This is a genomic window from Collimonas pratensis (genome assembly GCF_001584185.1).
In the GTDB taxonomy this organism is placed as follows: domain Bacteria; phylum Pseudomonadota; class Gammaproteobacteria; order Burkholderiales; family Burkholderiaceae_D; genus Collimonas; species Collimonas pratensis.
Genome location: NZ_CP013234.1, coordinates 2,249,983 through 2,272,057, shown reverse-complemented (window position 1 = coordinate 2,272,057; position 22,075 = coordinate 2,249,983). Strand labels below are relative to the sequence as shown.

The following is a 22,075-nucleotide window of genomic DNA, read 5'->3' as shown; positions in this document are numbered from 1 at the left end:
TTGATACCGCCTGCGGCCGGCCCTGCCGCTAGCGTGCGATGGCCGCCTGGCCGCAGATCAGCTGGACGCCGGCGGCGGCGGTCGCCTCCAGCGAGGCGCGGCTGTCGCCCGCGCGCGAACGCAGCGCCAGCGTGTGCAGGATGGCCGACGCCATTTTCGCCAGCATGGCCGGGTCCAAGACGGCAATCAGCTCGCCCTGCTCCACTGCGCGCTGGAAACGCGCCTCCAGAACCTGGTCGAAACAGCGCAAGCCGTCGCCCAGGCGCTGACGTACCTCGACATCCACCACCGCCTGGGTGGCAGCAGTGCCGATCAGCAGGCAGCCGCGCGCCGCACTGCCGGGCGGCAGATACATGCCAAGCGCCAGCTGGTAAACACGCAACAGGGCCTGCGCCAGCGGCAAATCGCCGCTCATGACGCCAATCATCGCCTGCCGGCTGCGTTCGACATAACGTTCCAGTGTCTGCAGGTAAAGCGCATGCTTGTCGCCGAACGCCGCATACAGGCTGGGCCGGTTCATGCCGGTGGCACTGCTGAGATCGTCCAGCGAGCTGCCGCCATAGCCCAGTTGCCAGAACACATCGCGCGCATTGTCCAGCGCCTGCTCCGGATCGTAGGCGCGCGGCCGGCCGCGGGCACGCTTGTTTTCTTTTTGTTCCATACAGTATAAAAATATTGACCAAGGTATTTTTGTACATTATAGTACAAAAACAAAACACCTATGGAGATTCCAGATGAAACTGTATTTTTCCCAGCTGGCCTGTTCGCTTGCCACGCGCATCGCCCTGTATGAAGCAGGCGCCCGGGCGGACTATATCCAGGTCGACACCAAGTCGAAAAAACTGCAGGATGGTGCCGATTTCTACCCTGTCAGCGCGCTGGGACAGGTGCCGGTATTGCATACGGACGATGGCTATCTGCTTACCGAAAACACCGCCATCCTGCCCTATGTGGCTGACCTGTTCCCGCAAGCGCAGCTGGCACCGACGGACCGGCTGCAGCGCGCCAAGATGCAGCAATGGCTGGGTTTCATCAGCACCGAATTGCACAAGGCGGTGTTCGTGCCGCTGCTCGACCCGCACGCCGCGGAGCCAGTCAAGGCCTATGCTCGCGACAAGGCTGATCTGCGCCTGGGCCATCTGCAAGAGCACTTCGCCAGCCACGAATTCCTGCTTGACCGCTTCAGCGTGGCCGATGCCTATCTGGCCACCGTGCTCAACTGGGCTGCGCACGGCGGCATCGACCTGGCGCAGTGGCTGCGGGTCAAGGACTACTATGGCCGGCAGCTGCAGCGGCCGAGCGTGGCGCAAGCGCTGGCGGAAGAAGTCGCGCTGTATAAGGCAAAATCCTGAGAATGAAAAAAAAGCCGCGGCCGGCGCACCGGCTGCAGCTTTCTTGAGGAACGGCCTACTGCCACAACCAAGCGGCGGCAGGCTTTGAAGCGTTACTGTTACTTGCCGGCGATATCCTTGGCCACTTCCTTGGCGTCGCCAAGGGTTTTCTCAATCTTGCCTTCGACCTGTTTTTGCAAGCCCTTGGCCTGCTGTTCCTTGTTGCCGACCAGCTTGCCAGCTTCTTCCTGGATTTTGCCAGCGATATCCTTGCTTACGCCTTTGACTTGATCTTTGTTCATGCTGATTCTCCAATTGGTTGAAATGCTTGCCTGCCGGATGTCAAAATGAACATGCCGGGCAGGGATTACGACAAAAAACCATCATGCAGATGACGACGTGTGAACGGCAAGCGCCGCCTTGCCCATCGCCTCAGTGCGCCAGCAGGTAGACCACGACCAGCACCACTGCAGGCACACCAAGAAGCCACGCCAATAAGTACTTGCCCATGAAAGCTCTCCTTATCAAGCGGCGCGAAAATGCGGATGCATTCTCTCTTGCCATGGAAGAATAGTAATAAACGCCGCCATCCTCCGATATCAGCGCAACGCCAATCCGCTTGTAGGAGAGCAGGAAGCAGGGGCAGATGCGCGGCTCTATGTGATTCAACGAACAGAACAAGCCGCACTAAGCGGATAGAGTAAGCACATCTTCCCTGCCGGGTTCCGAACCTGGGAAGTTCAAGCTTGGCGATAAGTACGCCGCGTGCTTTGAAGACGGCATCGTTTTACGCGCAGCGTGATCGTAAAACGCAGGTGTACCTATCGGACTACCGGGGCTGGCGGTCGGGAAACATACCAGCACCACTCTGCCGCATCCGGCGCTATCGCTCTCAGCCAAATACACCATGCAAGGCAAAGCCCGTAAAGGGTGTTATCTTGCTTCATCTTGCTTCGATCACCCGCCACGCTGGCCGCTTGCAAACAAGATGGCTCAGCGACTTCAAGGAGCCGCCATATGAATCCGTCCCCCTCGATGCCAGTTGCGACACGCGACAATCTATGTGTCAACACCTTGCGCTTTCTTTCGGTAGATGCGGTGCAACAGGCCAACAGCGGCCATCCCGGCCTGCCGCTGGGCGCCGCGCCGATGGCCTATGTGCTGTGGACAGGCTTTCTGAAACACCATCCCGCCAATCCGCACTGGTTCGATCGCGACCGCTTCATCCTCTCGGCCGGCCATGGTTCGGCGCTGCTGTATAGCCTGCTGCACTTGTGCGGCTACGACTTGCCGCTGACGCAGCTGCAACAGTTTCGGCAATGGGGCAGCAGCACGCCCGGCCATCCAGAGCGCGGCCTGACGCCCGGCGTCGAAGTGACTACCGGGCCGCTCGGCCAAGGCTTCGCCAACGGCGTCGGCATGGCCATGGCGGAGGCCAACCTGGCGGCGCGCTACAACCGCCCTGGCCTGGATGTCGTCAACCATTACACCTATGGCTTGGTCAGCGACGGCGACCTGATGGAAGGGATTGCCTCGGAAGCGGCTTCGCTGGCGGGCCACCTGCAGCTGGGCAAGCTGATCTATCTGTATGACGATAACCAGGTCACCCTGTCGGCAGCGACCGACATCACGTTTACCGAACAACGGCAGCAACGCTTCGACGCCTATGGCTGGCATACCCAGCTGGTGCAAGACGGCAACGACCTGGCAGCGATTGCCGCAGCACTGGAGGCTGCCCGCAGCGAAACCGGCCGCCCTTCCCTGATCCTGGTGCGCACCCACCTCGGCTACGGCTCGCCCAACAAGCAAGACAGCTTCGAAGCGCACGGTTCGCCGCTGGGTGTGGAAGAGCTGCGCCTGACCAAGCAGAAACTGGGCTGGCCTGAACAGCCTTCCTTCTATATCCCGGAAGAGGCGCGTACGCACTTCCTTGAAGGCATGGCGTCGGGCAGCAAGGCGGAAGCCGCGTGGCAGGAAAAATATAAAACCTATCAGGCACAGTTTCCCGAGCTCGGGCGCGAACTGCAGCAACTCATGGAGCAAGGCGGCAGCGCCCTGCCTGCCGGCTGGGATGCCGAGATTCCGGTCTTTCCGGCAGACGCCAAGGGCATTTCGACCCGGGTCGCCGGCGGCAAGGTGATGAATGCCATTGCCGCCCATCTGCCTGCACTGATCGGCGGTTCGGCCGACCTCGATCCTTCGACGTTTACCGCCCTCAAAGGCTACGGCGACTTCGAACCCGCGGCCATCGTCGGCGGCGACCGCCAGGGTTCCGACGCCGGCGGCTGGAGCAGCGCCGGCCGCAATCTGCATTTCGGCGTGCGCGAGCATGCCATGGGCGCCATCGTCAACGGCATGGCGGCACACGGCGGCGCCCTGCCTTACGCTTCCACCTTCCTGGTATTCTCCGACTACATGCGGCCGTCGATCCGGCTGGCAGCCCTGATGGGGCTGCACGTCATCTATGTATTTACCCATGACAGCATCGCGCTCGGCGAGGATGGCGGCACCCACCAGCCGGTCGAGCAGCTGGCCAGCTTGCGCGCCCTGCCCAATCTGGTCGTACTGCGTCCGGCCGATGCCAACGAGACCGCGGTGGCCTGGCGCGTCGCGGTGCAGGCATCCGGCCGGCCGCTGGCGCTGGTGCTGAGCCGACAGAACCTGCCGACGCTGGATCGCAGCCTGTTTGCCGCCGCCGACGGCGTGCGCCGCGGCGGCTATATCCTGGCCGATGCCCCCAGCGGCAAGCCCGACCTGATCCTGATCGCCAGCGGCTCGGAAGTGACGCTGATCGTGGCCGCCCGCCAGCAACTGTTGGCGCGCAATATTTCAGTGCGTATCGTTTCGATGCCGAGCTGGGAATTGTTCGAGGAACAGGATCAGGCTTACCGCGACTTGGTATTGCCACCGGCAATCGGCGCCCGGCTGACGGTGGAAGCCGGCGTGTCGCAGGGCTGGCATCGTTATGCCGGCGAGCGCGGCGCAGTGCTGGCGCTGGACCATTTCGGCGCCTCGGCGCCTGGCGATGTGGTGATGCGCGAATTCGGCTTCACCGTCGACAATGTCTGTCAGCGCGCGCTGGCGCTGCTGAGCCGTTAGACCAGGATCAGCCCGGCGGCAGCCAGCCGCCGGTAAAGCCGGCGCGCTGCAAGCCCTTGACGATATACGGACAGTTGCGCATCAGGCGCCACAGCATGTCGCTGCGATAGTTCTCGATCATCAAAATGATCGGCCCCTGGTCGATGCCGAAATGCCAGGGCGAGACCCAACCGTAGGGATTGGCGCAGTTGCAGGGAAAACTCGGATTGAAGGTGGACTTGAAGCCATACGGATTGCCCGCCTTCAGCCCGACCTGGTGGATAAAATAATCGATGGTCGGCAGCACGATTTCCGGCGCAAACGGCAGCGAGGACACCACCACCCACGGCGCGATGGTGCCGTCGTCAGGCCCGAGCGGCACGCCGCGTGCCACGTAGTCGTAGAACTCACGCCGCTTGCCGTCGACATCGAGCACGGCAGGCCCCGGCCCGTCGCTGGCGGTAATGCCCCAGCACAGTTCATTATAGCCAGCGAAGCCATGCGGATTTTCTATCGCATATTGCTGCTGCACCAGGGTCGCGCGGCGACTGTTCTCGAAATAGTCGATACCCTTGGCGCGCATGGCCTTGTCCTGGATGCCGCGGAAATCCACCCAGATATGCGACAGCTGGTGCGTAAACAGCGAACCGGCATAGACATACTCGATGCCGTAGCTCTGCTGCCACTGATAGGCCGCGGCCCAGTCGCCATAGCTGCCCGGCGCCAGCGGATAGCTGGGCGAACCCAAGCCCAGCACATACAGCAGCAGCGCTTCGTCGTAGCCATTCCAGCGGTTCGGCAGGAAACCGGACTCTGGCTTCCATCCCATGGATACGGCACCGCCGCCATCTTGCGCCCAAGCCCAGTCGGTGCGCTGGTACAAGGCCTCCGCCAGCCGGCGGCATTCTGCCTCGTCAGCGCCAGGCCCATCGAAATAGCAGCCGGCGGTCAGTGCGCCGGCCAGGAAAAACGTCGTGTCGATGGTGGAAAGCTCGCACTGCCAGGCGCGGCGGCCGCTTTGCATGTCGAGAAAATGATAGTAAAAACCATGGTGGCCGGTGGCATCAGGTTCGGGTCCCTGCGGGCTGTCCCAGAAAAACCGCAAAGTGAGCAGCACCCGCTTGAGCGCCGCCGCGCGCGAGATGAAGCCGCGCTCTATCGCCACCGGATAGGCTGCCAGCGCTAGCCCTACGGCGGCAATGCTGGCCGGCCAGTCGGGCGCGGTCTTGTCGATCACCAGACCGTTGTGCGGATTGGTTTCATGCATGAAATAGCTGAACGACTCACGCTGCAGCATGTCGAGCTCGGCCGTCTCGCTGAGCATCTTGCGGCTCATTTTGCGGCAGCAGCGGGCGTTGGCGTAGCGGCCAGGGCGGCGTCGACAATCGCCTGCGCTTCCTGCACGATGCGCTGCAAATGTTCGGCGCCATGGAAACTCTCGGCGTAGATCTTGTAGATATCTTCCGTGCCGGATGGCCGCGCCGCAAACCAGCCCCCCGCCGTCGTTACCCGCACGCCGCCGATGGCCGCATCGTTGCCGGGCGCCTTGCTGATGATGTCCTGGATTTTTTCACCCGCCAGCTCGGTGCTCTGGATCTGCTGCGGCGACAAGGCCGCCAGCATCTTCTTTTGCGCTGGCGTGGCGCTAGCTTCCACCCGGGTGCTGAGCGGATCGCCCAGTTCGCTGGCCAAGCGGCGATACACCTCGCCAGGATCGCGCCCGCCGCGGGCTGTGATCTCGGCCGCCAGCAAAGCCGGTACCAGGCCATCTTTGTCGGTAGTCCAGACCGAACCATCCAGCCGCTGGAAAGTCGCGCCGGCGCTCTCTTCGCCGCCGAAGCCGAGTGAACCGTCGCTCAGGCCGGGTGCAAACCATTTGAAACCGGCCGGCACTTCATACAGCCGGCGCTTGAGCCTCGTAGCGATGCGGTCAATGATCTGGCTGCTGACCACCGTCTTGCCGATGCCGGCCGCCTGCGGCCACTGGCTGCGGTGCTGGAACAGATAATCGATCATCACCGCCAGATAGTGATTGGCCGGCAGCAGGCCGGCGCTGCGGGTGACGATGCCGTGGCGATCGTGATCGGTGTCGCAGGCAAAGGCGATGTCGTAGCGATCCTTCATTCCCAGCAGGCGCTGCATGGCGTAGGACGATGAAGGATCCATGCGGATGCGGCCGTCCCAGTCGACCGTCATGAAACGGAAGGTCGGATCGACCTCTTCGCTGACAACGCTCAGGTTGAGCTGGTAGCGCTCGCTGATGCGCTGCCAGTAATGCACGCCGGCGCCGCCGAGCGGATCGACGCCAAGATGGACGCCGGCGTCGCGGATCAGCGCCATGTCGATCACTTGGTCAAGTTCATCCACATAGGTATTCAGATAATCGTAGCGATGCGTGCTGGCCAGCCGTAAGGCTTTCTGCAGCGGCATCCGCTTGACGTCCTTGAGGCCGGCGCGCAGCAAGGCATTGGCAGCAGCCTCGATCCAGCCGGTGATATCGGTATCGGCGGCGCCGCCGTTGGGCGGGTTGTACTTGACGCCGCCGTCTTCCGGCGGATTGTGCGAAGGCGTGATGACGATGCCGTCCGCCAGGCCGCTCTGGCGGCCGCGGTTATATTTGATGATCGCATGCGACACGGCCGGCGTCGGCGTGTACTCGTCGCCTTCGGCCAGCATGATGTCGACACCATTGGCCGCCAACACTTCGACCGCGCTGGCGCAGGCCGCTATCGACAGGGCATGGGTATCGATGCCGATGAACAGCGGCCCGCTGATGCCTTGTTTACTGCGGTAGGCGCAGATCGCCTGGCTGATCGCCAGCACATGCGCTTCGTTGAAGCTGCAGTCGAAGGATGAACCGCGATGACCCGAAGTGCCAAAAGCGACGCGCTGCTCGGCGACCTCAGGATCGGGGACGTTGGTGTAATAGGCTGAGACCAGCTTCGGCACATCCACCAGCAATGCCGACGGGGCAGGCTTGCCGGCCAGTGGGCTGATTTTCATGATAGGGCTCCTGACAGGTCGGGTTGCGTGGCGCAACCCGGACTACGGACACGCCACTAATAATCAGTCTGGCTTGACCGGCTTTTCCACATGGCCGCCGAAACCCTGCCGCATGGCCGACAGCACCTTGTTGGAAAAATCGTCCTCGCCGCGCGAACTGAAGCGCGCGAACAAGGCCGCGCTCAGGATAGGCACCGGCACCGCTTCATCGACCGCGGCATTGATGGTCCACCTGCCCTCGCCCGAATCGGCGACATGGCCGGCATAGTTTTCCAGGGTCGGATCTTTCAGCAGTGCACCGGCGGTAAGATCCAGCAGCCACGAACCGATCACGCTGCCGCGCCGCCACAGCTCGGTAATTTCGGGCAGGTCGAGATCGTACTGGTAATGTTCCGGATGGCGCAGCGGCGTGGTTTCCGCATCGGCCACGCTGCCCTGCTTGCCGACATTGGCGTGGCGCAGGATATTCAAGCCTTCGGCGTAAGCGCCCATCATGCCGTACTCTATGCCGTTGTGAACCATCTTGACGAAATGGCCGGCGCCATGCGGGCCGCAGTGTAGATAGCCTTGCTCGGCGCTGCTGCCGTTCTTGTTGCGGCCGGGCGTAGGCGCGGCCGCTGCGGCGCCAGGCGCCAGCGTGGCGAAAATCGGCGCCAGATGCTTGACCACTTCTTTTTCGCCGCCGATCATCAGGCAATAGCCGCGGTCAAAGCCGGCGACGCCGCCGCTAGTGCCGACATCGACATAGTGCAGCTGCCTGGCTTTCAGTTCGGCGCCGCGGCGGATGTCGTCGTGGTAGTAGGAATTGCCGCCGTCGATCACGATGTCGCCGGCTTCCAGCAGAGGCAGCAGCAGCGCCAGGTTTTCATCCACCACCGCGGCCGGCAGCATCAGCCACAGCACGCGCGGCGTGCTCAGCTGGCTGACCAGGTCCTGCAGCGACGAGGCGCCGACTGCGCCTGGATGCACCGCTGCCTTGACGGCGTCCGGGTGCAAATCATATACCACGCACTGGTGGTCGCCCGTGGTCAGGCGCCTGACCATATTGGCGCCCATGCGCCCTAAACCAATCATGCCAAGTTGCATCCTGCTCTCCTTACTGAATAAATATGACGACAGCAGCCATGTTACCCGCTGCCGTTTTTTATGTCTTTTATTATGTCTTTTATTCCGTAGACTGTTACCTTTGGCGGCTTCAGTGCACCTCTTTCTTGCGGCCTTTTTCTATCAGCGCGATGGCGTAGGTGCGAGCCTCGGCTTCCGCTTCCTGTTCGCTGGCGAAGACGCTATCGACCGCCACCCGTTGCGACGGAAAGATATCGTTTCTATGCATGGGATTGCAGGAAGGGGCGTAGATGACCAGGTTGGCCACCCAGCCTTCGCTGTCAGGCAGTTGCAGCCCGGAACACTCGATTTCGTATTCACCAATTGTTTCTGAATGCATGGCAGTCTCCAGACGGTAGCGGGGAAAATCGGATGGCATCCGCCACATCTTGCATGCGGCAGGCAATGATCAAAGTGATTCCGATCAGATCACGTTTTTCCAGTTTTCACCACTGTAAACAGTTGCAGCGCAAGCGCGTGTCCGACAACACCGCATTCGATCGTAGGAAAAGCGAACCCACGCCAATCTTCCAATAAATTCCTGTGCTCCTTGACCAGTGTATATGAAGTCCGCGCCTGCGTGTCGCGCCCTGCCGTTTGCGGTGGCGGCCGTCGATACGGTTCAGTACGGCAGCGCACAGACCCAGCGATTCTTTAGCTCTAAGGTGGAAGCACAGGAAATCCGGATTATCCATTCCCGCCGCAAGCATCAAGACGATGCCTGCCTTTTCAAATTTCTACAAGGAGCACAGCATGGGCACCATCTTACTGATCATCCTGATCCTCATCCTGGTCGGCGCCTTGCCGACCTGGCCGCACAGCCGCAGTTGGGGCTATGGGCCGAGCGGCATCTCCGGCCTGCTGGTCATCATCCTGATTGTGATGCTGCTCACCGGCCATCTCTGACCAAAGCGCGGCGTCAGCCGCAACGAAAACGTGGCGCTGCATGCGCCACGTTTTTTCATACCCGCCTGCCAGATCATCTCTTCGTCATTATCACCCCGATCAGGAATCCCACGCCAGCGGCCGCAGCCAATGCCTGCCATGGATTTTCCTTGACATACTGCTCGGCCGAATCGGCCGCTTCCTTGCCGGCGTCAACGGCAACGGCTTGCGCTTCCTGCGCCGCCACCAGCGCGCTGTCCAGCATGCGCATGGCGCGTGCGCGCAGTTCATCGGCCTTGTCGCCGGTCAATGCAGCCGCCGCCTGAAACAAGGCTTGCGAATCCTGCACCAGCACCTTCACGTCGCGGTTGACCGCTCTCAGATTTTTCTCTAACAAGATAGACTCCTTAAAATAAATATTGGACAATCCGGACCGCATCCGATCTGCGGCCGGCGCTTCCAATGACTACGATTTAACTCGGAAATTAATCCAGCAACTATGTAAGCAATTAAGCCAGCAAATCGCGCATGTCGTCAGCGTGCTCTTCTTCCTTGGCCATGATGCCGACCAACATCTGGCGCGTGGTCGGATCGCTATCGCCGATCTTTTCCAGCATCTGGCGATAAGACTCGATCGCAACCCGTTCGGCAATCAGGTTGGCCTTGATCATGGCCTTGACATCCTTGGCATCGTCGTACTCGGCATGGCTGCGCTCGGCCAGCGAAGCCGGGTTGAAATCGGGTTCGCCGTTAAGCTGCACGATGCGTTCGGCGATCTGGTCGGCGTGGCCCTGCTCTTCCAGCGCGTGCGCCAGGAATTCGGCCTTGATCGAGCCGTTCTCGCGGCCGGCGACCGTGTAATGATGGCGCTTGTAGCGCAACACGCACACCAGTTCGGTAGCCAGCGCGCCGTTCAGCAGATCGATCACCAGCTTGCGGTCGCCGCGGTAGCCTGCAGTCACCGCACCGTCGTCCATGTTTTTTGCGGCAGCGCGTATCGCTGCGGTATCGATGCCTGTTGAACCATTTTGTTTCGCTTGTTGCATGATGTGCTCTCCGTCAAAAAGGTAGGAAGGGTCAGGACTGCTCCGCTGCCGCCAATCCCCCACAAGTCGCAGGGCAAGACGGCGGCCGGCTGGCGACTCAGGGTGGCGCTACGAAACTCTAGGGTTTACTTATAGGACTTTTCCGCGGTGGGATCGGTACGCTGACACACATAGCGCTGGTTTTAACCCGCTTAGAGCGGTCAGGGCCGCTCGCCGGCAGGCTGTGTGTGCTGACGCACAGACCGCTGGCCCCTCGCCACCTACCCTTGCTGCAACAGGCGCGCGAGCAAAGCGCAATCTTAAAACAGGGCATGACAGCAATGCGGTCATTGCGTCATCCCCGCGAACGCGGGGATCCATGTTGCAGGGGATGGTGATTAAAATGGATTCCCGCGTTCGCGGGAATGTCGGGGGGCGCCTAGCTCGGGACGCGTTGTCGGGGTCGCCGAGACGCATTCCCAGTATCCTTAACTTAACGGCATTGGGGCATGACAGGAGATATATGGCAGATTCGGCTTCCCGGCAGTCATGGATAAAAAAACTCGGTCCGGGCTTGATTACCGGCGCCGCCGATGACGATCCAAGCGGGATTGCGACCTACTCCCAATCGGGCGCGCAATTCGGCTTCAACCTGCTGTGGACACTGTGCCTGACTTTCCCGCTGATGGTGGGCATACAGATCATCAGCGCCAGGATCGGCCGCGTCAGCGGCCACGGCCTGGCCACCAATATCCGCCTGCACTATCCAGCGTGGCTGTTGTACGGCATCGTCGGGTTGCTGCTGGTGGCGAACACCATCAATATCGCGGCCGATGTCGCCGCCATGGGCGAAGCCTTGACGCTGCTGACAGGCGGTCCTGCCCATCTGTATGCCCTGGGTTTCGGCGCGCTGTCGCTGTTACTGCAGGTATTCATTCCCTACAACCGCTATGTGCGCCTGTTGAAATGGCTCACGCTGGCATTGCTGGCCTATGTCGGCACTGCATTCGCGATGCACACGCCCTGGACCGAAGTGTTCACAAAAACCGTATGGCCGCAGTTGTCCTGGAAACCGGCCTATATCACCACCGTGGTGGCGGTGTTCGGCACCACCATCAGTCCCTATCTGTTTTTCTGGCAAGCCTCGCAGGAAGTCGAGGACATGCAGGCGCAAGTCGGTGCGAAAGCGCTGAAAGACGCGCCGGAGCAGGCCAGCGCCAATTTCAGCCGGATCAAGGCGGACACGGTCATCGGCATGGGATTTTCCAATATTGTCGCCTATTTCATCATGTTGACGACTGCAGTATCGCTCGGCATGCATGGCATCACGGATATCCAGACCTCGGCCCAGGCAGCTTCCGCCCTGCGGCCGATTGCCGGCGAATTTGCCTTCGTCCTGTTCAGCGCCGGCATTATCGGCACCGGCCTGCTGGCGGTGCCGGTGCTGGCCGGATCGGCGGCCTACGCCATGGCAGGCGCGTTCCACTGGCAAAACAGCCTGGAAATGAAGCCGCTGCTGGCCAAGAAGTTCTACGGCATCATCGCCGTCTCTACCACCATCGGCGTCCTGCTGTGCTTCACGCCGATCGATCCGATCAAGGCCTTGTACTGGAGCGCGGTGATCAACGGCGTGATATCGGTTCCGATCATGGCTGTCATGATGCTGATGGCGGCCAACGCCGGCATCATGGGCCGTTTCGTCATCGGCAGGAAACTCAAGCTGCTGGGCTGGATCTGCACCGGCGCCATGACGCTGGCGGTGCTGACGATGTTCATGACATTCGGATCATGATATCCATCACGGCAACAAAAAAATCCCTGGCGCTCAGCTGAGCCCCAGGGATTTTTCCGGTGCCGGCGCTGCCGGCGGCCGGGACTTCATGCGACTGTCAGTTTCCTAACAACATCTGCAGGATGATGCCGGTGGATATCGCAACCAGCACATAGTCGCCGCCGGTCTGCACCCAATGATAGCCGCGCGGCGGCGCGCTCAGGTGGTGGCCGCGCCAGTCGTCGACCACATACTGACGATTGCGGTATTCCGGCGGCAGCCGCTGGCCGCGGTAGAAGGCGTGGTCAGGACCTGCTCCGCGCTCGCCGCTGCGCTGATCGTTGTAATTGCCCCGATCCTGCTGGCGGCCCTGATCGTTGCGGCGGTCAGGCCGGTCGTTGCGCTGCTGCTCGTTGCGATGCTGATCGTAGCCCGGCACGGGCTTGTCAAATCCCTGGCCGAATGTCAGGCCACCCGTGAGCAGCGACATCGCCATGATGGCGGAGACAATTGTTTTCGCCGTTGTTTTCTTTTCCATGCTGGGCTCCAGTTGATTGCGACGCTACAATATTCTGCGTCCGGTGCCGAATCCTTCCCGGCTCTATGCAGGATAGGCTCACCGATTCAGACGATCCGTACGCCAACGCACACAAGCACGGTTGCCTGCAAATAGTTTTCTATTCCTGCAACACATCGTACTACCGCGCTATGTGTCCCAGCGCACCGAACCGTAGCGGCAACTGCCGTAGTCTGAGCAATATGCAAAACGTGTCGGAGCGCTAAAGCTTCACCTGGAGCGCTTCGGGCGCATGCATGGAGCTTCACCCGGGAATCTGCTAACCTGTAAGCCGTAGGACGGTCCGCAGGTCAGCAATCCACGCTGCAGTCGTCAGTACTTATGCATCTCCCCTACGGGCTAAATCTCTATCGTTCCCTGTCGAACGTCTTCTCCTGACGCGGCGCCATGACGCTTGCCAGAAGCGATATCCAGCAGGGCCAGAACCGGATCGGCGCAACCTCTCCTGCACTCTGCGTTCCGGCCTTCTTTGCTTGAAAAAATAGAAACGGCCAAATTGAAAACAGACCACAAATCCGTATTCGATTACTTCCTCGCCATCAAAACCGCGCTGCGCTCAGACAATGACGGCGGCCGTAACGATGATGAGCTGCCCTTGCGCGCCGAATTGTTCAGCGCTTTGCAAATGGAGCAACACGGGCGGATCCTGGCAAACGCCCACAAGCTCAGCCCCGAACGCGGCCGCGACCAGCTGCTGACGCGCTTGGCTGAGAATGAAGCCGTGATCATCGATGCCTGCAGCCAACTGACCGACGCCGTCAAGACCGGCCGCCAGGTGACGCCGGCGGCGGAATGGCTGCTTGACAACTTTTACCTGATCGAAGAACAGATCCGCACCGCCAAGCGGCATCTGCCGAAAAACTACAGCCGTGAGTTACCGCGCCTGCTGCGCGGCAACTCCGCCGGACGCCCGCGCGTATACGACATCGCACTGGAAACCATCTCGCATGGCGATGGCCGTGTCGATCCGGAAAACCTGAGCCGCTTCGTCGCTGCCTATCAGCAGGTGACGCCGCTGGCGCTCGGCGAACTGTGGGCGATTCCTATCATGCTGCGCCTGGCCTTGATCGAGAACCTGCGCCGGGTCGCTGCCCATCTGGCGCAGACTCGCCTCAATCGCAACCTGGCCGATTCCTGGGCCGACGCGATGGCGGAAAGCGCCGAAAACGATCCCAGCAACCTGATCCTGCTGGTGGCCGACATGGCGCGCTCCAATCCGCCACTCGACGGTTCTTTTGTGGCCGAGCTGGTACGGCGCCTGCAAGGACAAAGCCCGGCGCTGACGCTGCCCATGACCTGGCTGTCGCAGCGTCTGACCGAATCTGGCCAGACCATTGAACAACTGGTCCAATCCGAAACCCAGCAACAGGCGGCCGACCAGGTGTCCATCAGCAACAGCATCGGCAGCCTGCGCTTTCTGAGCGCCATGGACTGGCGCGAATTCGTTGAAACCATGAGCGCGGTCGACCATATCTTGCGTAAGGACCCAAGCGACGTCTATACCCGCATGGATTTCGCCACGCGCGACTGCTACCGCCACGTTGTCGAAAAACTCGCCAAGCACAGCGGCATGTCTGAAATCGAAATAGCGCAACGGGCTCTGCTGTTGGCAGCCGCCCAGATAGTGCCGGGCGGCGGCGAAACACGCAACAGCCATGTCGGTTATTTCCTGATAGGCAAAGGCTTGCCGCAGCTAGAAGCTGCCGCCGCTTTCAATCCGCCCTGGCGCGATCGGTTGCGCAGCGCCGGCCGCGATTTCCCCCTGGCGGTGTACCTGGTCAGCATCCTGCTGCTGAGCCTGCTGGCGACTGGCCTGGTGTTGGCCAAAGCATACGATGACGGCGTCAACGTCCGGCTGCTGGCCGTGCTGGGAATACTCACGCTGCTCGCCGCCAGCCAGCTGGCGCTGGCCATGGTCAATTGGCTCGCCACGCTGATCACGGTGCCGCGGCCGCTGCCGCGCATGGATTTTTCGGAAGGCATACCGCGTGAATCGCGCACGCTGGTGGTCGTCCCCACCATGCTGTTCACCAGGCAAAACATCGATGAGCTGACCGAAACCCTGGAAGTGCGCTACCTCGCCAACCGCGACGACAACCTGCGTTTCTGCCTGCTGACTGATTTCGCCGACGCCGCCAGCGAAAATCTGCCGCAAGACGACAGCCTGTTGGAATATATCGCGCACAACATCACCGAACTGAACCAGAAATACCGGCAGGAAGACAGCAAAAAATATAGCAAAGCCCATGACGACCGCTTCCTGCTGCTGCATCGCCCACGCCGCTGGAATCCGCAGGAAAAATCCTGGATGGGCTACGAACGCAAGCGCGGCAAGCTGGCCGACCTCAACGCCTTCCTGCGCGGCGGCGAAGCAGATATCTACTCGCTGATCGTCGGCGATACCGACGGCCTCAGCAACGTCCGCTATGTCATTACGCTAGATACCGATACGGAACTGCCGCGCGACGCCGCCAGGCTGTTCGTCGCCACCATGGCCCATCCGCTGAACCGGCCGCTGTACGACGCCGCCCGCGAGCGCGTGATGGACGGCTACGGCATCCTGCAGCCGCGGGTGGCGGTCAGCTTGCCTAGCGCGGCGGCATCGCGCTATGAGCTGCTGTGCGGCGGCGAGATTGGCATCGATCCTTACACCCGCACGGTATCCGATGTGTACCAGGACGTGTTCGGCGAAGGTTCCTTTGTCGGCAAGGGCATCTACGACATCGATGCCTTTGAACAGGCTCTGGGCAACCGCATGCCGGAAAACCGCGTGCTCAGCCACGATTTGCTGGAAGGCTGTTACGCCCGTGCCGGGCTGTTGAGCGATGTCCAGCTGTATGAGCAATATCCGTCCCGCTACAGCGCCGATGTGCGCCGCCGCCATCGCTGGATACGTGGCGACTGGCAGATAGCTTCCTGGCTGCTGCCCAGTGTGCCGGGCGTGCGCGATGCAACGAGCGGCAAGATCGTCCGCCACCGCAATCCGCTGTCGGCCCTGTCGCGCTGGAAGCTGTTCGACAATCTGCGCCGCAGCCTGGTGGCCGCGGCGCTGACGGCCCTGCTGCTGACCGGCTGGCTGCTGCTGCCATCGGCCTGGTTCTGGAGCTGCGTGGTGCTGGCGATCATCCTGATTCCATCGATCTGCGCCAGCATCATCAGCCTGTTGCGCAAGCCGGCCGACGTCCTGCTGCGCCAGCATTTTTCCGCCACCCTGAAAGCCGCCGGCCAGCATTTCAGCCATGCCGCGCTGACACTGATTTTTCTACCTTATGAAGCCGCCGTCAATCTCGACGCCGTGATCCGCACTCAGTGGCGGATACTGGCCTCGCACAAGAAGCTGCTGGAATGGCAGCCCTCCAGCGAGGCCAGCCGCCAGTCCGGCAACGGCCTGCTTTCCTATTATCGCGCCATGTGGATCGCCCCTGCCTTGGCGGCGGCGGTTGCGCTCTACCTGGGCAGCGCCCGGCCACAGGCGCTGCCGGCCGCCGCCGCTATCCTGTTGTTGTGGCTGGCCTCGCCTTTCGTTGCCTACTGGATCAGCCAGCCCATCAGCCGCCGCCAGGCGCAGCTGAGCCACGAACAGACACAATTCCTGCACGCGTTATCGCGCAAGATATGGCTTTTCTTTGAAACCTATGTCGGCCCGGAAGACAACTGGCTACCGCTCGACAATGTCCAGGAACATCCGGTCGCCGTGGTCGCACGGCGCACCTCTCCGACCAATATCGGCCTGTCGCTGCTGGCCAACCTGGCAGCCTACGATTTTGGCTACATTCCAGCCGGACAGCTGATCATCCGCACGCAAAACACTTTCCAGACCCTGGCAGCGCTGGAGCGCTATCAAGGCCATTTCTATAACTGGTACGACACCCAGTACCTGAAGCCGCTGCATCCGATCTACGTCTCGACCGTGGACAGCGGCAACCTGGCCGGACATCTGCTGACGCTGCGCCCCGGCCTGGAAGGCCTGCTGGACAGCGCCATCATCGGCACCCGCGTCTTTCCGGGCCTGCGCGACACTTATGAAATCCTGCGCGACACCGCCGGCGGCGGCCCGCTGGCCAAGCTGATCCAGTTCGAGAAAGACCTGGATTCCGCCTGCCAATCCACTCCCGTCACATTGACCGTCGCCCACGATTTTCTGCAGCGCCTGAGCCAATGCACGGCCAGCTTTGTCGCCGGCCTCGACAGCGTGCCTGACACTCAGCTCAATGTCTGGGCGCGCGCGCTCGCCAGCCAGTGCCGCGAAGCGCTGGCGGAACTGGATCAGCTGACGCCATGGAACCAGGCGCTGGTGCCGGCCGACTGGTTGGACGATTTCCCCGAACTCGACCGCATCCCGACCCTGCGCCAGCTGGCGCGCCTGCATACGGAACTGACGGAAAAATTCGAGAAAAAACTGGCCGAACACAGCGACCCGCGGCAGATCGAACGGTTGTCGACCTTGCAGCGCCTGCTGGCCGACGGCAGCCGGCGCGCCGGCGAAAACATCCTGCTGACCGAGCAGTTGGCGACCCAGGCGGAAGAATTTTCCCGGATGGAATACGGCTTCCTGTACGACCCTGCCACCCACCTGCTGGCGATCGGCTACAACGTCAGCGAACGCCGGCGCGACGCCAGCTTCTACGACTTGCTGGCCTCGGAAGCCCGCATGACAACCTTCGTCGCCATCGCCCAGGGCCAGTTGCCGCAGGAAAGCTGGTTCGCCCTTGGCCGCCAGCTGACGGTCGCCGGCGGCGAGCCGATCCTGCTGTCATGGAGCGGCTCGATGTTTGAATACCTGATGCCGCTACTGGTGATGCCGACCTTTGCTAATACTTTGCTGGAACAAACCTACGATTCCGCCATCAAGCGCCAGATCGAGTACGGCGCCCAGCGCAACGTACCGTGGGGAATTTCAGAATCGGGCTATCACACTTTCGACGCCAGCCTCAACTACCAATACCGCGCCTTCGGCGTACCGGGCCTCGGTTTCAAGCGTGGCCTGGGAGACGATCTGGTGATCGCGCCGTATGCCTCGATGATGGCGCTGATGGTGGCGCCGGAAGAAGCTTGCAGCAATCTGCAGCAGCTGGCAGCGGAGGGTTTCGAAGGCGAGTACGGCTTCTTTGAAGCCATCGACTATACGTCGTCGCGCCTGCCGCGCGGGCAGAGCAATACCGTAATCCGTTCCTTCATGGCGCATCACCAGGGCATGGGCTTCCTGTCGCTGGCCTACCTGCTGCTCGACCGCCCCATGCAAAAACGCTTCGAATCCTATCCGCTATTCCAGGCCACCATGTCCCTATTGCACGAACGCGTGCCCAAAGCCAGCGCCACCTACTCCAACACCACCGACCTGGCCGACATCCGCACCGCAGCCAGCGACCAAGGCATGCAGATGCGCGTCTTGCAGCGCCCGGATCCGCGCACGCCGGAAGTGCAACTGCTGTCGAACGGCCGTTATCACGTCATGATCACCAGCGCCGGCGGCAGCCGCAGCCGCTGGAACGATCTGGCGGTCACCCGCTGGCGCGAGGACAGCACGCGCGACAACTGGGGCGCCTTCTGCTATGTGCGCGACGTCGCCGAAAGCAGCAACGAAGACGGCGCTTATTTCTGGTCGACCGCTTACCAGCCGACGCTGACGCCGCCCAAGAATTACGAAGTGATCTTTTCCGAAGGCCGGGCCGAATTCCGCCGGCGCGACAACAATCTCGACATGCATACCGAGATCGTCGTATCGCAGGAAGACGATATCGAGCTGCGCCGTACCCGCATCGTCAACCGCTCACGCATGCGCAGAACCATCGATATCACCAGCTATGCCGAGGTGGTGCTGGCGCCGGCGCCGGCGGACGCTACTCATCCGGCTTTCAGTAACCTGTTCGTGCAGACTGAGATCCTCGATCCGCAACGCGCCATCCTGTGCACCCGCCGGCCGCGCTCCATGAACGAGAAGATGCCCTGGATGTTCCATCTGATGGCGATCCACGGCGCCGAGCTGGATGTGGTTTCGTACGAGACCGACCGCATGGAATTCATCGGCCGCGGCAACACCGTCGCGGCGCCGCAAGCCATGCGCAAGCCCGGTCCGCTGGGCGGCAACGCCGGGCCGGTGCTCGACCCGATCGTGGCGATCCGTTGCCAGATCACGCTGGAGCCGGAACAAGTGGTGACCATCGACATGGTGACCGGCATCGGCGATTCGCGCGACCTGTGCCTCGGCCTGATCGAGAAATACCAGGACCGTCATCTGGCCGACCGCGTGGTCGAACTGTCCTGGCCGCACAGCCAGGTGGTGCTGCGCCAGCTCAACGCCAGCGAAGCCGACGCCCAGCTGTACGGCCGCCTGGCGAACTCGGTGGTGTTCGTCAATCCTCTGCTGCGCGCCGACGCCAGCGTGCTGATCCGCAATCATCGCGGCCAGTCCGGCCTGTGGGGCTACGCCATTTCCGGCGACCTGCCGATCGTGCTGTTGCAGATCAAGAGCCAGGACAACATCGAACTGGTACGGCAGCTGGTGCAAGCCCATGCCTACTGGCGTTCGAAAGGACTGGTAGTCGACCTGGTGATCTGGAACGAAGACCATGCCGGCTACCGCCAGCTGCTGCAGGAGCAGATCATGGGCTTGATTTCCTCGGTGACCGGCGCCAACGCGATCGACCGCCCGGGCGGCATTTTCCTGCGCCTGGTGGACCAGATCTCCGACGAAGACCGGATCTTGTTCCAGGCAGTGGCGCGCGTCATCCTGACCGACAGTCGCGGCACGCTGGCCGAGCAGATCAACCGCCGCGACCTGATGGAAATCCGCGTGCCGCGCCTGACGCCGACGCTCAGGCCGCAAGTGCTCAGCGTCCCGGACGGACTGGCCCTGGCTAACCGCGAACTGCTGATGGCCAACGGCTTGGGCGGCTTCAGCGCCGACGGCCGCGAATATGTAATCACCACCTCGGCGGTGCAAACCACGCCGGCGCCCTGGAGCAACGTGATCGCCAATCCGCAGTTCGGCACGGTCATTTCAGAAAGCGGCCAGGCTTATACCTGGGGCGAGAACGCCCATGAATTCCGCCTCACTCCCTGGGCCAACGATCCGGTCAGCGACAGCGGCGGTGAAGCCTTCTACTTGCGCGACGAAGAAAGCGGCCACTACTGGTCGCCGGCGCCGCTGCCGCGCCGCGGCGCCGGCGACTATGTCACTCGCCATGGCTTCGGCTACAGCGTGTTCGAACACATTGAGCAGGGCATCGTTTCCGAACTGACGATCTATGTCGCCATCGATGCGCCGGTCAAGTATTCCGTGCTGCGCGTACGCAACGAATCGGATGCGGTGCGCAAGCTGTCCGCCACCGGCTACGTCGAATGGGTGCTGGGCGAGTTGCGGCCGAAGTCGGTGATGCACATCGTCACCGAAACCGATCCGGCCAGCGGCGCCCTGCTGGCGCGCAATCCCTACAATACCGAGTTCACCGAGCGCACCGCCTTCTTCGATGTCGACGGCGGCAGCCGCAGCGTCAGCGGCGACCGCTACGAATTCGTCGGCCGCAACGGTTCTCTGCAAAGCCCGGCGGCGATGGAGCGGATACGCTTGTCGGGCAAGGTCGGCGCCGGGCTCGACCCGTGCGCCGCCATCCAGCAGCAGTTCGAGCTCAATCCCGGCCAGCAGCGCGAAATCGTCTTTGTACTGGGCGTCGCCGATACCCGCCAGACCAACCTGGGCGAACTGCTGCAGCGCCACCGCGGCCCGGCTGCAGCGAGCGCCGCATTGCAGGCAGTGAATGCCTTCTGGGAACGCACCTTGGGCGTAATACAGATAGAAACGCCGGACCCGGCGCTGAACCTGCTGGCGAACGGCTGGCTGATGTACCAGGTGATCTCTTGCCGCATGTGGGCGCGCAGCGGCTACTATCAGTCCGGCGGCGCTTTCGGTTTCCGCGACCAGCTGCAGGACGCCATGGCGCTGGTGCATAGCCAGCCGCAGCTGCTGCGCGAGCATCTGCTGCTGTGCGCGGCCCATCAGTTCATCGAAGGCGATGCCCAGCACTGGTGGCACCCGCCCACCGACCGCGGTGTCCGTACCCATTGTTCCGATGATTTCCTGTGGCTGCCGCTGGCGGTGCACCGCTATGTCAGCACTACCGGCGACAGCGCGGTACTGGATGAAACCGCGCACTTCCTCGAAGGACGGGCGGTGAATCCGGACGAAGATTCCTATTACGACCTGCCGGGCCGCTCCAGCGAAGTGGCGACGCTATACGTCCATTGCGTGCGCGCCATCGAACACGGCTTGCGTTTCGGCGTGCACGGGTTGTCGCTGATGGGTTCCTGCGACTGGAACGACGGCATGGACAAGGTCGGTGAAAAAGGTAAAGGCGAAAGCGTCTGGCTGAGTTTCTTCCTGTACGACGTACTCATCAGCTTTGCCGAAATCGCCGCCGCTCGCCAAGATCAGGCCTTCGCCGACCGCTGCCTGGCGGAAGCCGCCAAGCTAAAGAAAAATATCGCCGCCAATGGCTGGGATGGCGCCTGGTACCGGCGCGCCTATTTCGACGACGGCACGCCGCTGGGTTCAGCCAAGAATGTCGAATGCCAGATCGATTCGATTTCGCAAAGCTGGTCGGTGCTGTCTGGCGGCGGCGATCCGCAGCGCAGCCTGATGGCGATGCAGGCGGTGGACCAGCGCCTGGTGCGGCGCAAGGACGGCATCATCCAGCTGCTCGATCCGCCGTTCGACAAATCCGACCAGAATCCGGGCTACATCCGTGGCTACGTGCCCGGCGTGCGTGAGAATGGCGGCCAGTACACCCACGCTGCGATCTGGACGGTGATGGCTTTCGCCAAACTCGGCGACCAGAAGCGCGCCTGGGAACTGATGCGGCTGATCAATCCGCTCAACCATGGCAAGACTGCCGGCAAGGTGGCCAGGTACAAGGTCGAACCGTACGTGGTCGCCGCCGACGTCTACGCCGGCGAACCGCATATCGGCCGCGGTGGCTGGACCTGGTATACCGGATCGGCCGGCTGGATGTACCGCCTGATCGTCGAATCCCTGCTCGGCCTGCAGCTGGCCGGCGACAAGCTGCATGTAATGCCCTGCCTGCCGGACAACTGGAATTCCTGCCGCCTGACCTACCGCTATCGCGACACCTCCTACCGGATCGCCCTGCACCAGGGCGTTGTCGATGGCCTCGCCGGCTACCTCAAGGTTGACGATGTGATACAGGCAGACGGCGCCATTACACTGGTGGACGACCGCCGCGAGCATGTGGTGGAGATATTGTTGCCGGCGCGGCCGGCGGCAGCGCCATAACGATAGCGTCGA

Annotated in this window: 15 protein-coding genes; 5 read left to right on the top strand and 10 right to left on the bottom strand. The window is 61.9% G+C overall.

Going from position 1 to position 22,075, the window contains the following annotated elements; all coding sequences use genetic code 11:
* Positions 1 to 28: 28 nt before the first annotated feature.
* A complete protein-coding gene (locus CPter91_RS10375; protein WP_061939920.1) occupies positions 29 to 661 on the bottom strand; it encodes a TetR/AcrR family transcriptional regulator in 633 nt (210 codons plus the stop codon).
* 73 nt (positions 662 to 734) lie between these two features.
* On the opposite strand from CPter91_RS10375, the gene CPter91_RS10370 reads away from it, so the two are divergent.
* The gene (locus CPter91_RS10370; RefSeq protein ID WP_061939918.1) at positions 735 to 1,352 is read left to right on the top strand and encodes a glutathione binding-like protein; all 618 of its coding nucleotides are present in this window, start codon (positions 735 to 737) and stop codon (positions 1,350 to 1,352) included.
* 98 nt (positions 1,353 to 1,450) lie between these two features.
* Here the strand turns inward: CPter91_RS10370 and CPter91_RS10365 are convergent, their stop codons facing one another.
* A complete protein-coding gene (locus CPter91_RS10365; RefSeq protein ID WP_061939916.1) occupies positions 1,451 to 1,633 on the bottom strand; it encodes a CsbD family protein in 183 nt (60 codons plus the stop codon).
* Positions 1,634 to 1,763: 130 nt separating this feature from the next.
* Positions 1,764 to 2,000 (bottom strand): hypothetical protein, encoded by a 237-nt coding sequence (locus tag CPter91_RS26465; RefSeq protein ID WP_150119661.1) that lies wholly within the window; start codon positions 1,998 to 2,000, stop codon positions 1,764 to 1,766.
* A 348-nt stretch (positions 2,001 to 2,348) separates the two neighbouring features.
* On the opposite strand from CPter91_RS26465, the gene tkt reads away from it, so the two are divergent.
* Positions 2,349 to 4,430, top strand: a complete 2,082-nt coding sequence (gene tkt, locus CPter91_RS10360; protein WP_061939914.1) for a transketolase — start codon at positions 2,349 to 2,351, stop codon at positions 4,428 to 4,430.
* 7 nt (positions 4,431 to 4,437) lie between these two features.
* Here the strand turns inward: tkt and CPter91_RS10355 are convergent, their stop codons facing one another.
* The 4 genes from CPter91_RS10355 to CPter91_RS10340 all read right to left on the bottom strand — a co-directional run bounded on the left by CPter91_RS10355 (position 4,438) and on the right by CPter91_RS10340 (position 8,856).
* The gene (locus CPter91_RS10355) at positions 4,438 to 5,745 is read right to left on the bottom strand and encodes a glucoamylase family protein (protein ID WP_061939912.1); all 1,308 of its coding nucleotides are present in this window, start codon (positions 5,743 to 5,745) and stop codon (positions 4,438 to 4,440) included.
* Complete coding sequence (pgm, locus tag CPter91_RS10350) at positions 5,742 to 7,412, bottom strand: phosphoglucomutase (alpha-D-glucose-1,6-bisphosphate-dependent) (RefSeq protein ID WP_061939910.1); 1,671 nt, start codon at positions 7,410 to 7,412, stop codon at positions 5,742 to 5,744. Before pgm ends, CPter91_RS10355 begins: the two co-directional genes overlap by 4 nt.
* Before the next feature lie 63 nt (positions 7,413 to 7,475).
* Entirely contained in the window at positions 7,476 to 8,498 is a 1,023-nt protein-coding gene (gene gnd, locus CPter91_RS10345; RefSeq protein ID WP_061939908.1) for a phosphogluconate dehydrogenase (NAD(+)-dependent, decarboxylating), read from the bottom strand.
* Between the two features lie 109 nt (positions 8,499 to 8,607).
* Positions 8,608 to 8,856, bottom strand: a complete 249-nt coding sequence (locus tag CPter91_RS10340) for a hypothetical protein (RefSeq protein WP_061939907.1) — start codon at positions 8,854 to 8,856, stop codon at positions 8,608 to 8,610.
* Positions 8,857 to 9,269: 413 nt separating this feature from the next.
* Here CPter91_RS10340 and CPter91_RS10335 point away from each other — a divergent pair, with 413 nt between their 5' ends.
* Positions 9,270 to 9,422, top strand: a complete 153-nt coding sequence (locus CPter91_RS10335) for a DUF3309 domain-containing protein (protein WP_082793456.1) — start codon at positions 9,270 to 9,272, stop codon at positions 9,420 to 9,422.
* A gap of 73 nt (positions 9,423 to 9,495) precedes the next feature.
* On the opposite strand, the gene CPter91_RS10330 is transcribed toward CPter91_RS10335, so the two are convergent.
* Positions 9,496 to 9,798, bottom strand: a complete 303-nt coding sequence (locus tag CPter91_RS10330; protein ID WP_061939903.1) for an ElaB/YgaM/YqjD family protein — start codon at positions 9,796 to 9,798, stop codon at positions 9,496 to 9,498.
* A 112-nt stretch (positions 9,799 to 9,910) separates the two neighbouring features.
* Positions 9,911 to 10,447 (bottom strand): ferritin-like domain-containing protein, encoded by a 537-nt coding sequence (locus CPter91_RS10325; protein WP_061939902.1) that lies wholly within the window; start codon positions 10,445 to 10,447, stop codon positions 9,911 to 9,913.
* Positions 10,448 to 10,949: 502 nt separating this feature from the next.
* Between CPter91_RS10325 and CPter91_RS10320 the strand changes: the two genes are divergently transcribed.
* A complete protein-coding gene (locus CPter91_RS10320) occupies positions 10,950 to 12,218 on the top strand; it encodes an NRAMP family divalent metal transporter (RefSeq protein ID WP_061939900.1) in 1,269 nt (422 codons plus the stop codon).
* Between the two features lie 97 nt (positions 12,219 to 12,315).
* On the opposite strand, the gene CPter91_RS10315 is transcribed toward CPter91_RS10320, so the two are convergent.
* A complete protein-coding gene (locus CPter91_RS10315; RefSeq protein ID WP_061939898.1) occupies positions 12,316 to 12,735 on the bottom strand; it encodes an RcnB family protein in 420 nt (139 codons plus the stop codon).
* A 535-nt stretch (positions 12,736 to 13,270) separates the two neighbouring features.
* On the opposite strand from CPter91_RS10315, the gene CPter91_RS10310 reads away from it, so the two are divergent.
* Positions 13,271 to 22,063 carry a glycoside hydrolase family 94 protein gene (locus CPter91_RS10310; protein WP_417924850.1) on the top strand — a complete coding sequence of 2,931 codons (8,793 nt, stop codon included), beginning with the start codon at positions 13,271 to 13,273 and terminating at the stop codon, positions 22,061 to 22,063.
* Positions 22,064 to 22,075 lie beyond the last annotated feature (12 nt).

What these genes read in the sequence shown, in the direction of transcription:
- CPter91_RS10375 (WP_061939920.1), bottom strand. Translation starts at nt 661, where the DNA reads ATGGAACAAAAAGAAAACAAGCGTGCCCGCGGCCGGCCGCGCGCCTAC.
- CPter91_RS10370 (WP_061939918.1), top strand. Translation starts at nt 735, where the DNA reads ATGAAACTGTATTTTTCCCAGCTGGCCTGTTCGCTTGCCACGCGCATC.
- CPter91_RS10365 (WP_061939916.1), bottom strand. Translation starts at nt 1,633, where the DNA reads ATGAACAAAGATCAAGTCAAAGGCGTAAGCAAGGATATCGCTGGCAAA.
- tkt (WP_061939914.1), top strand. Translation starts at nt 2,349, where the DNA reads ATGAATCCGTCCCCCTCGATGCCAGTTGCGACACGCGACAATCTATGT.
- CPter91_RS10355 (WP_061939912.1), bottom strand. Translation starts at nt 5,745, where the DNA reads ATGAGCCGCAAGATGCTCAGCGAGACGGCCGAGCTCGACATGCTGCAG.
- pgm (WP_061939910.1), bottom strand. Translation starts at nt 7,412, where the DNA reads ATGAAAATCAGCCCACTGGCCGGCAAGCCTGCCCCGTCGGCATTGCTG.
- gnd (WP_061939908.1), bottom strand. Translation starts at nt 8,498, where the DNA reads ATGCAACTTGGCATGATTGGTTTAGGGCGCATGGGCGCCAATATGGTC.
- CPter91_RS10340 (WP_061939907.1), bottom strand. Translation starts at nt 8,856, where the DNA reads ATGCATTCAGAAACAATTGGTGAATACGAAATCGAGTGTTCCGGGCTG.
- CPter91_RS10335 (WP_082793456.1), top strand. Translation starts at nt 9,270, where the DNA reads ATGGGCACCATCTTACTGATCATCCTGATCCTCATCCTGGTCGGCGCC.
- CPter91_RS10325 (WP_061939902.1), bottom strand. Translation starts at nt 10,447, where the DNA reads ATGCAACAAGCGAAACAAAATGGTTCAACAGGCATCGATACCGCAGCG.
- CPter91_RS10320 (WP_061939900.1), top strand. Translation starts at nt 10,950, where the DNA reads ATGGCAGATTCGGCTTCCCGGCAGTCATGGATAAAAAAACTCGGTCCG.
- CPter91_RS10315 (WP_061939898.1), bottom strand. Translation starts at nt 12,735, where the DNA reads ATGGAAAAGAAAACAACGGCGAAAACAATTGTCTCCGCCATCATGGCG.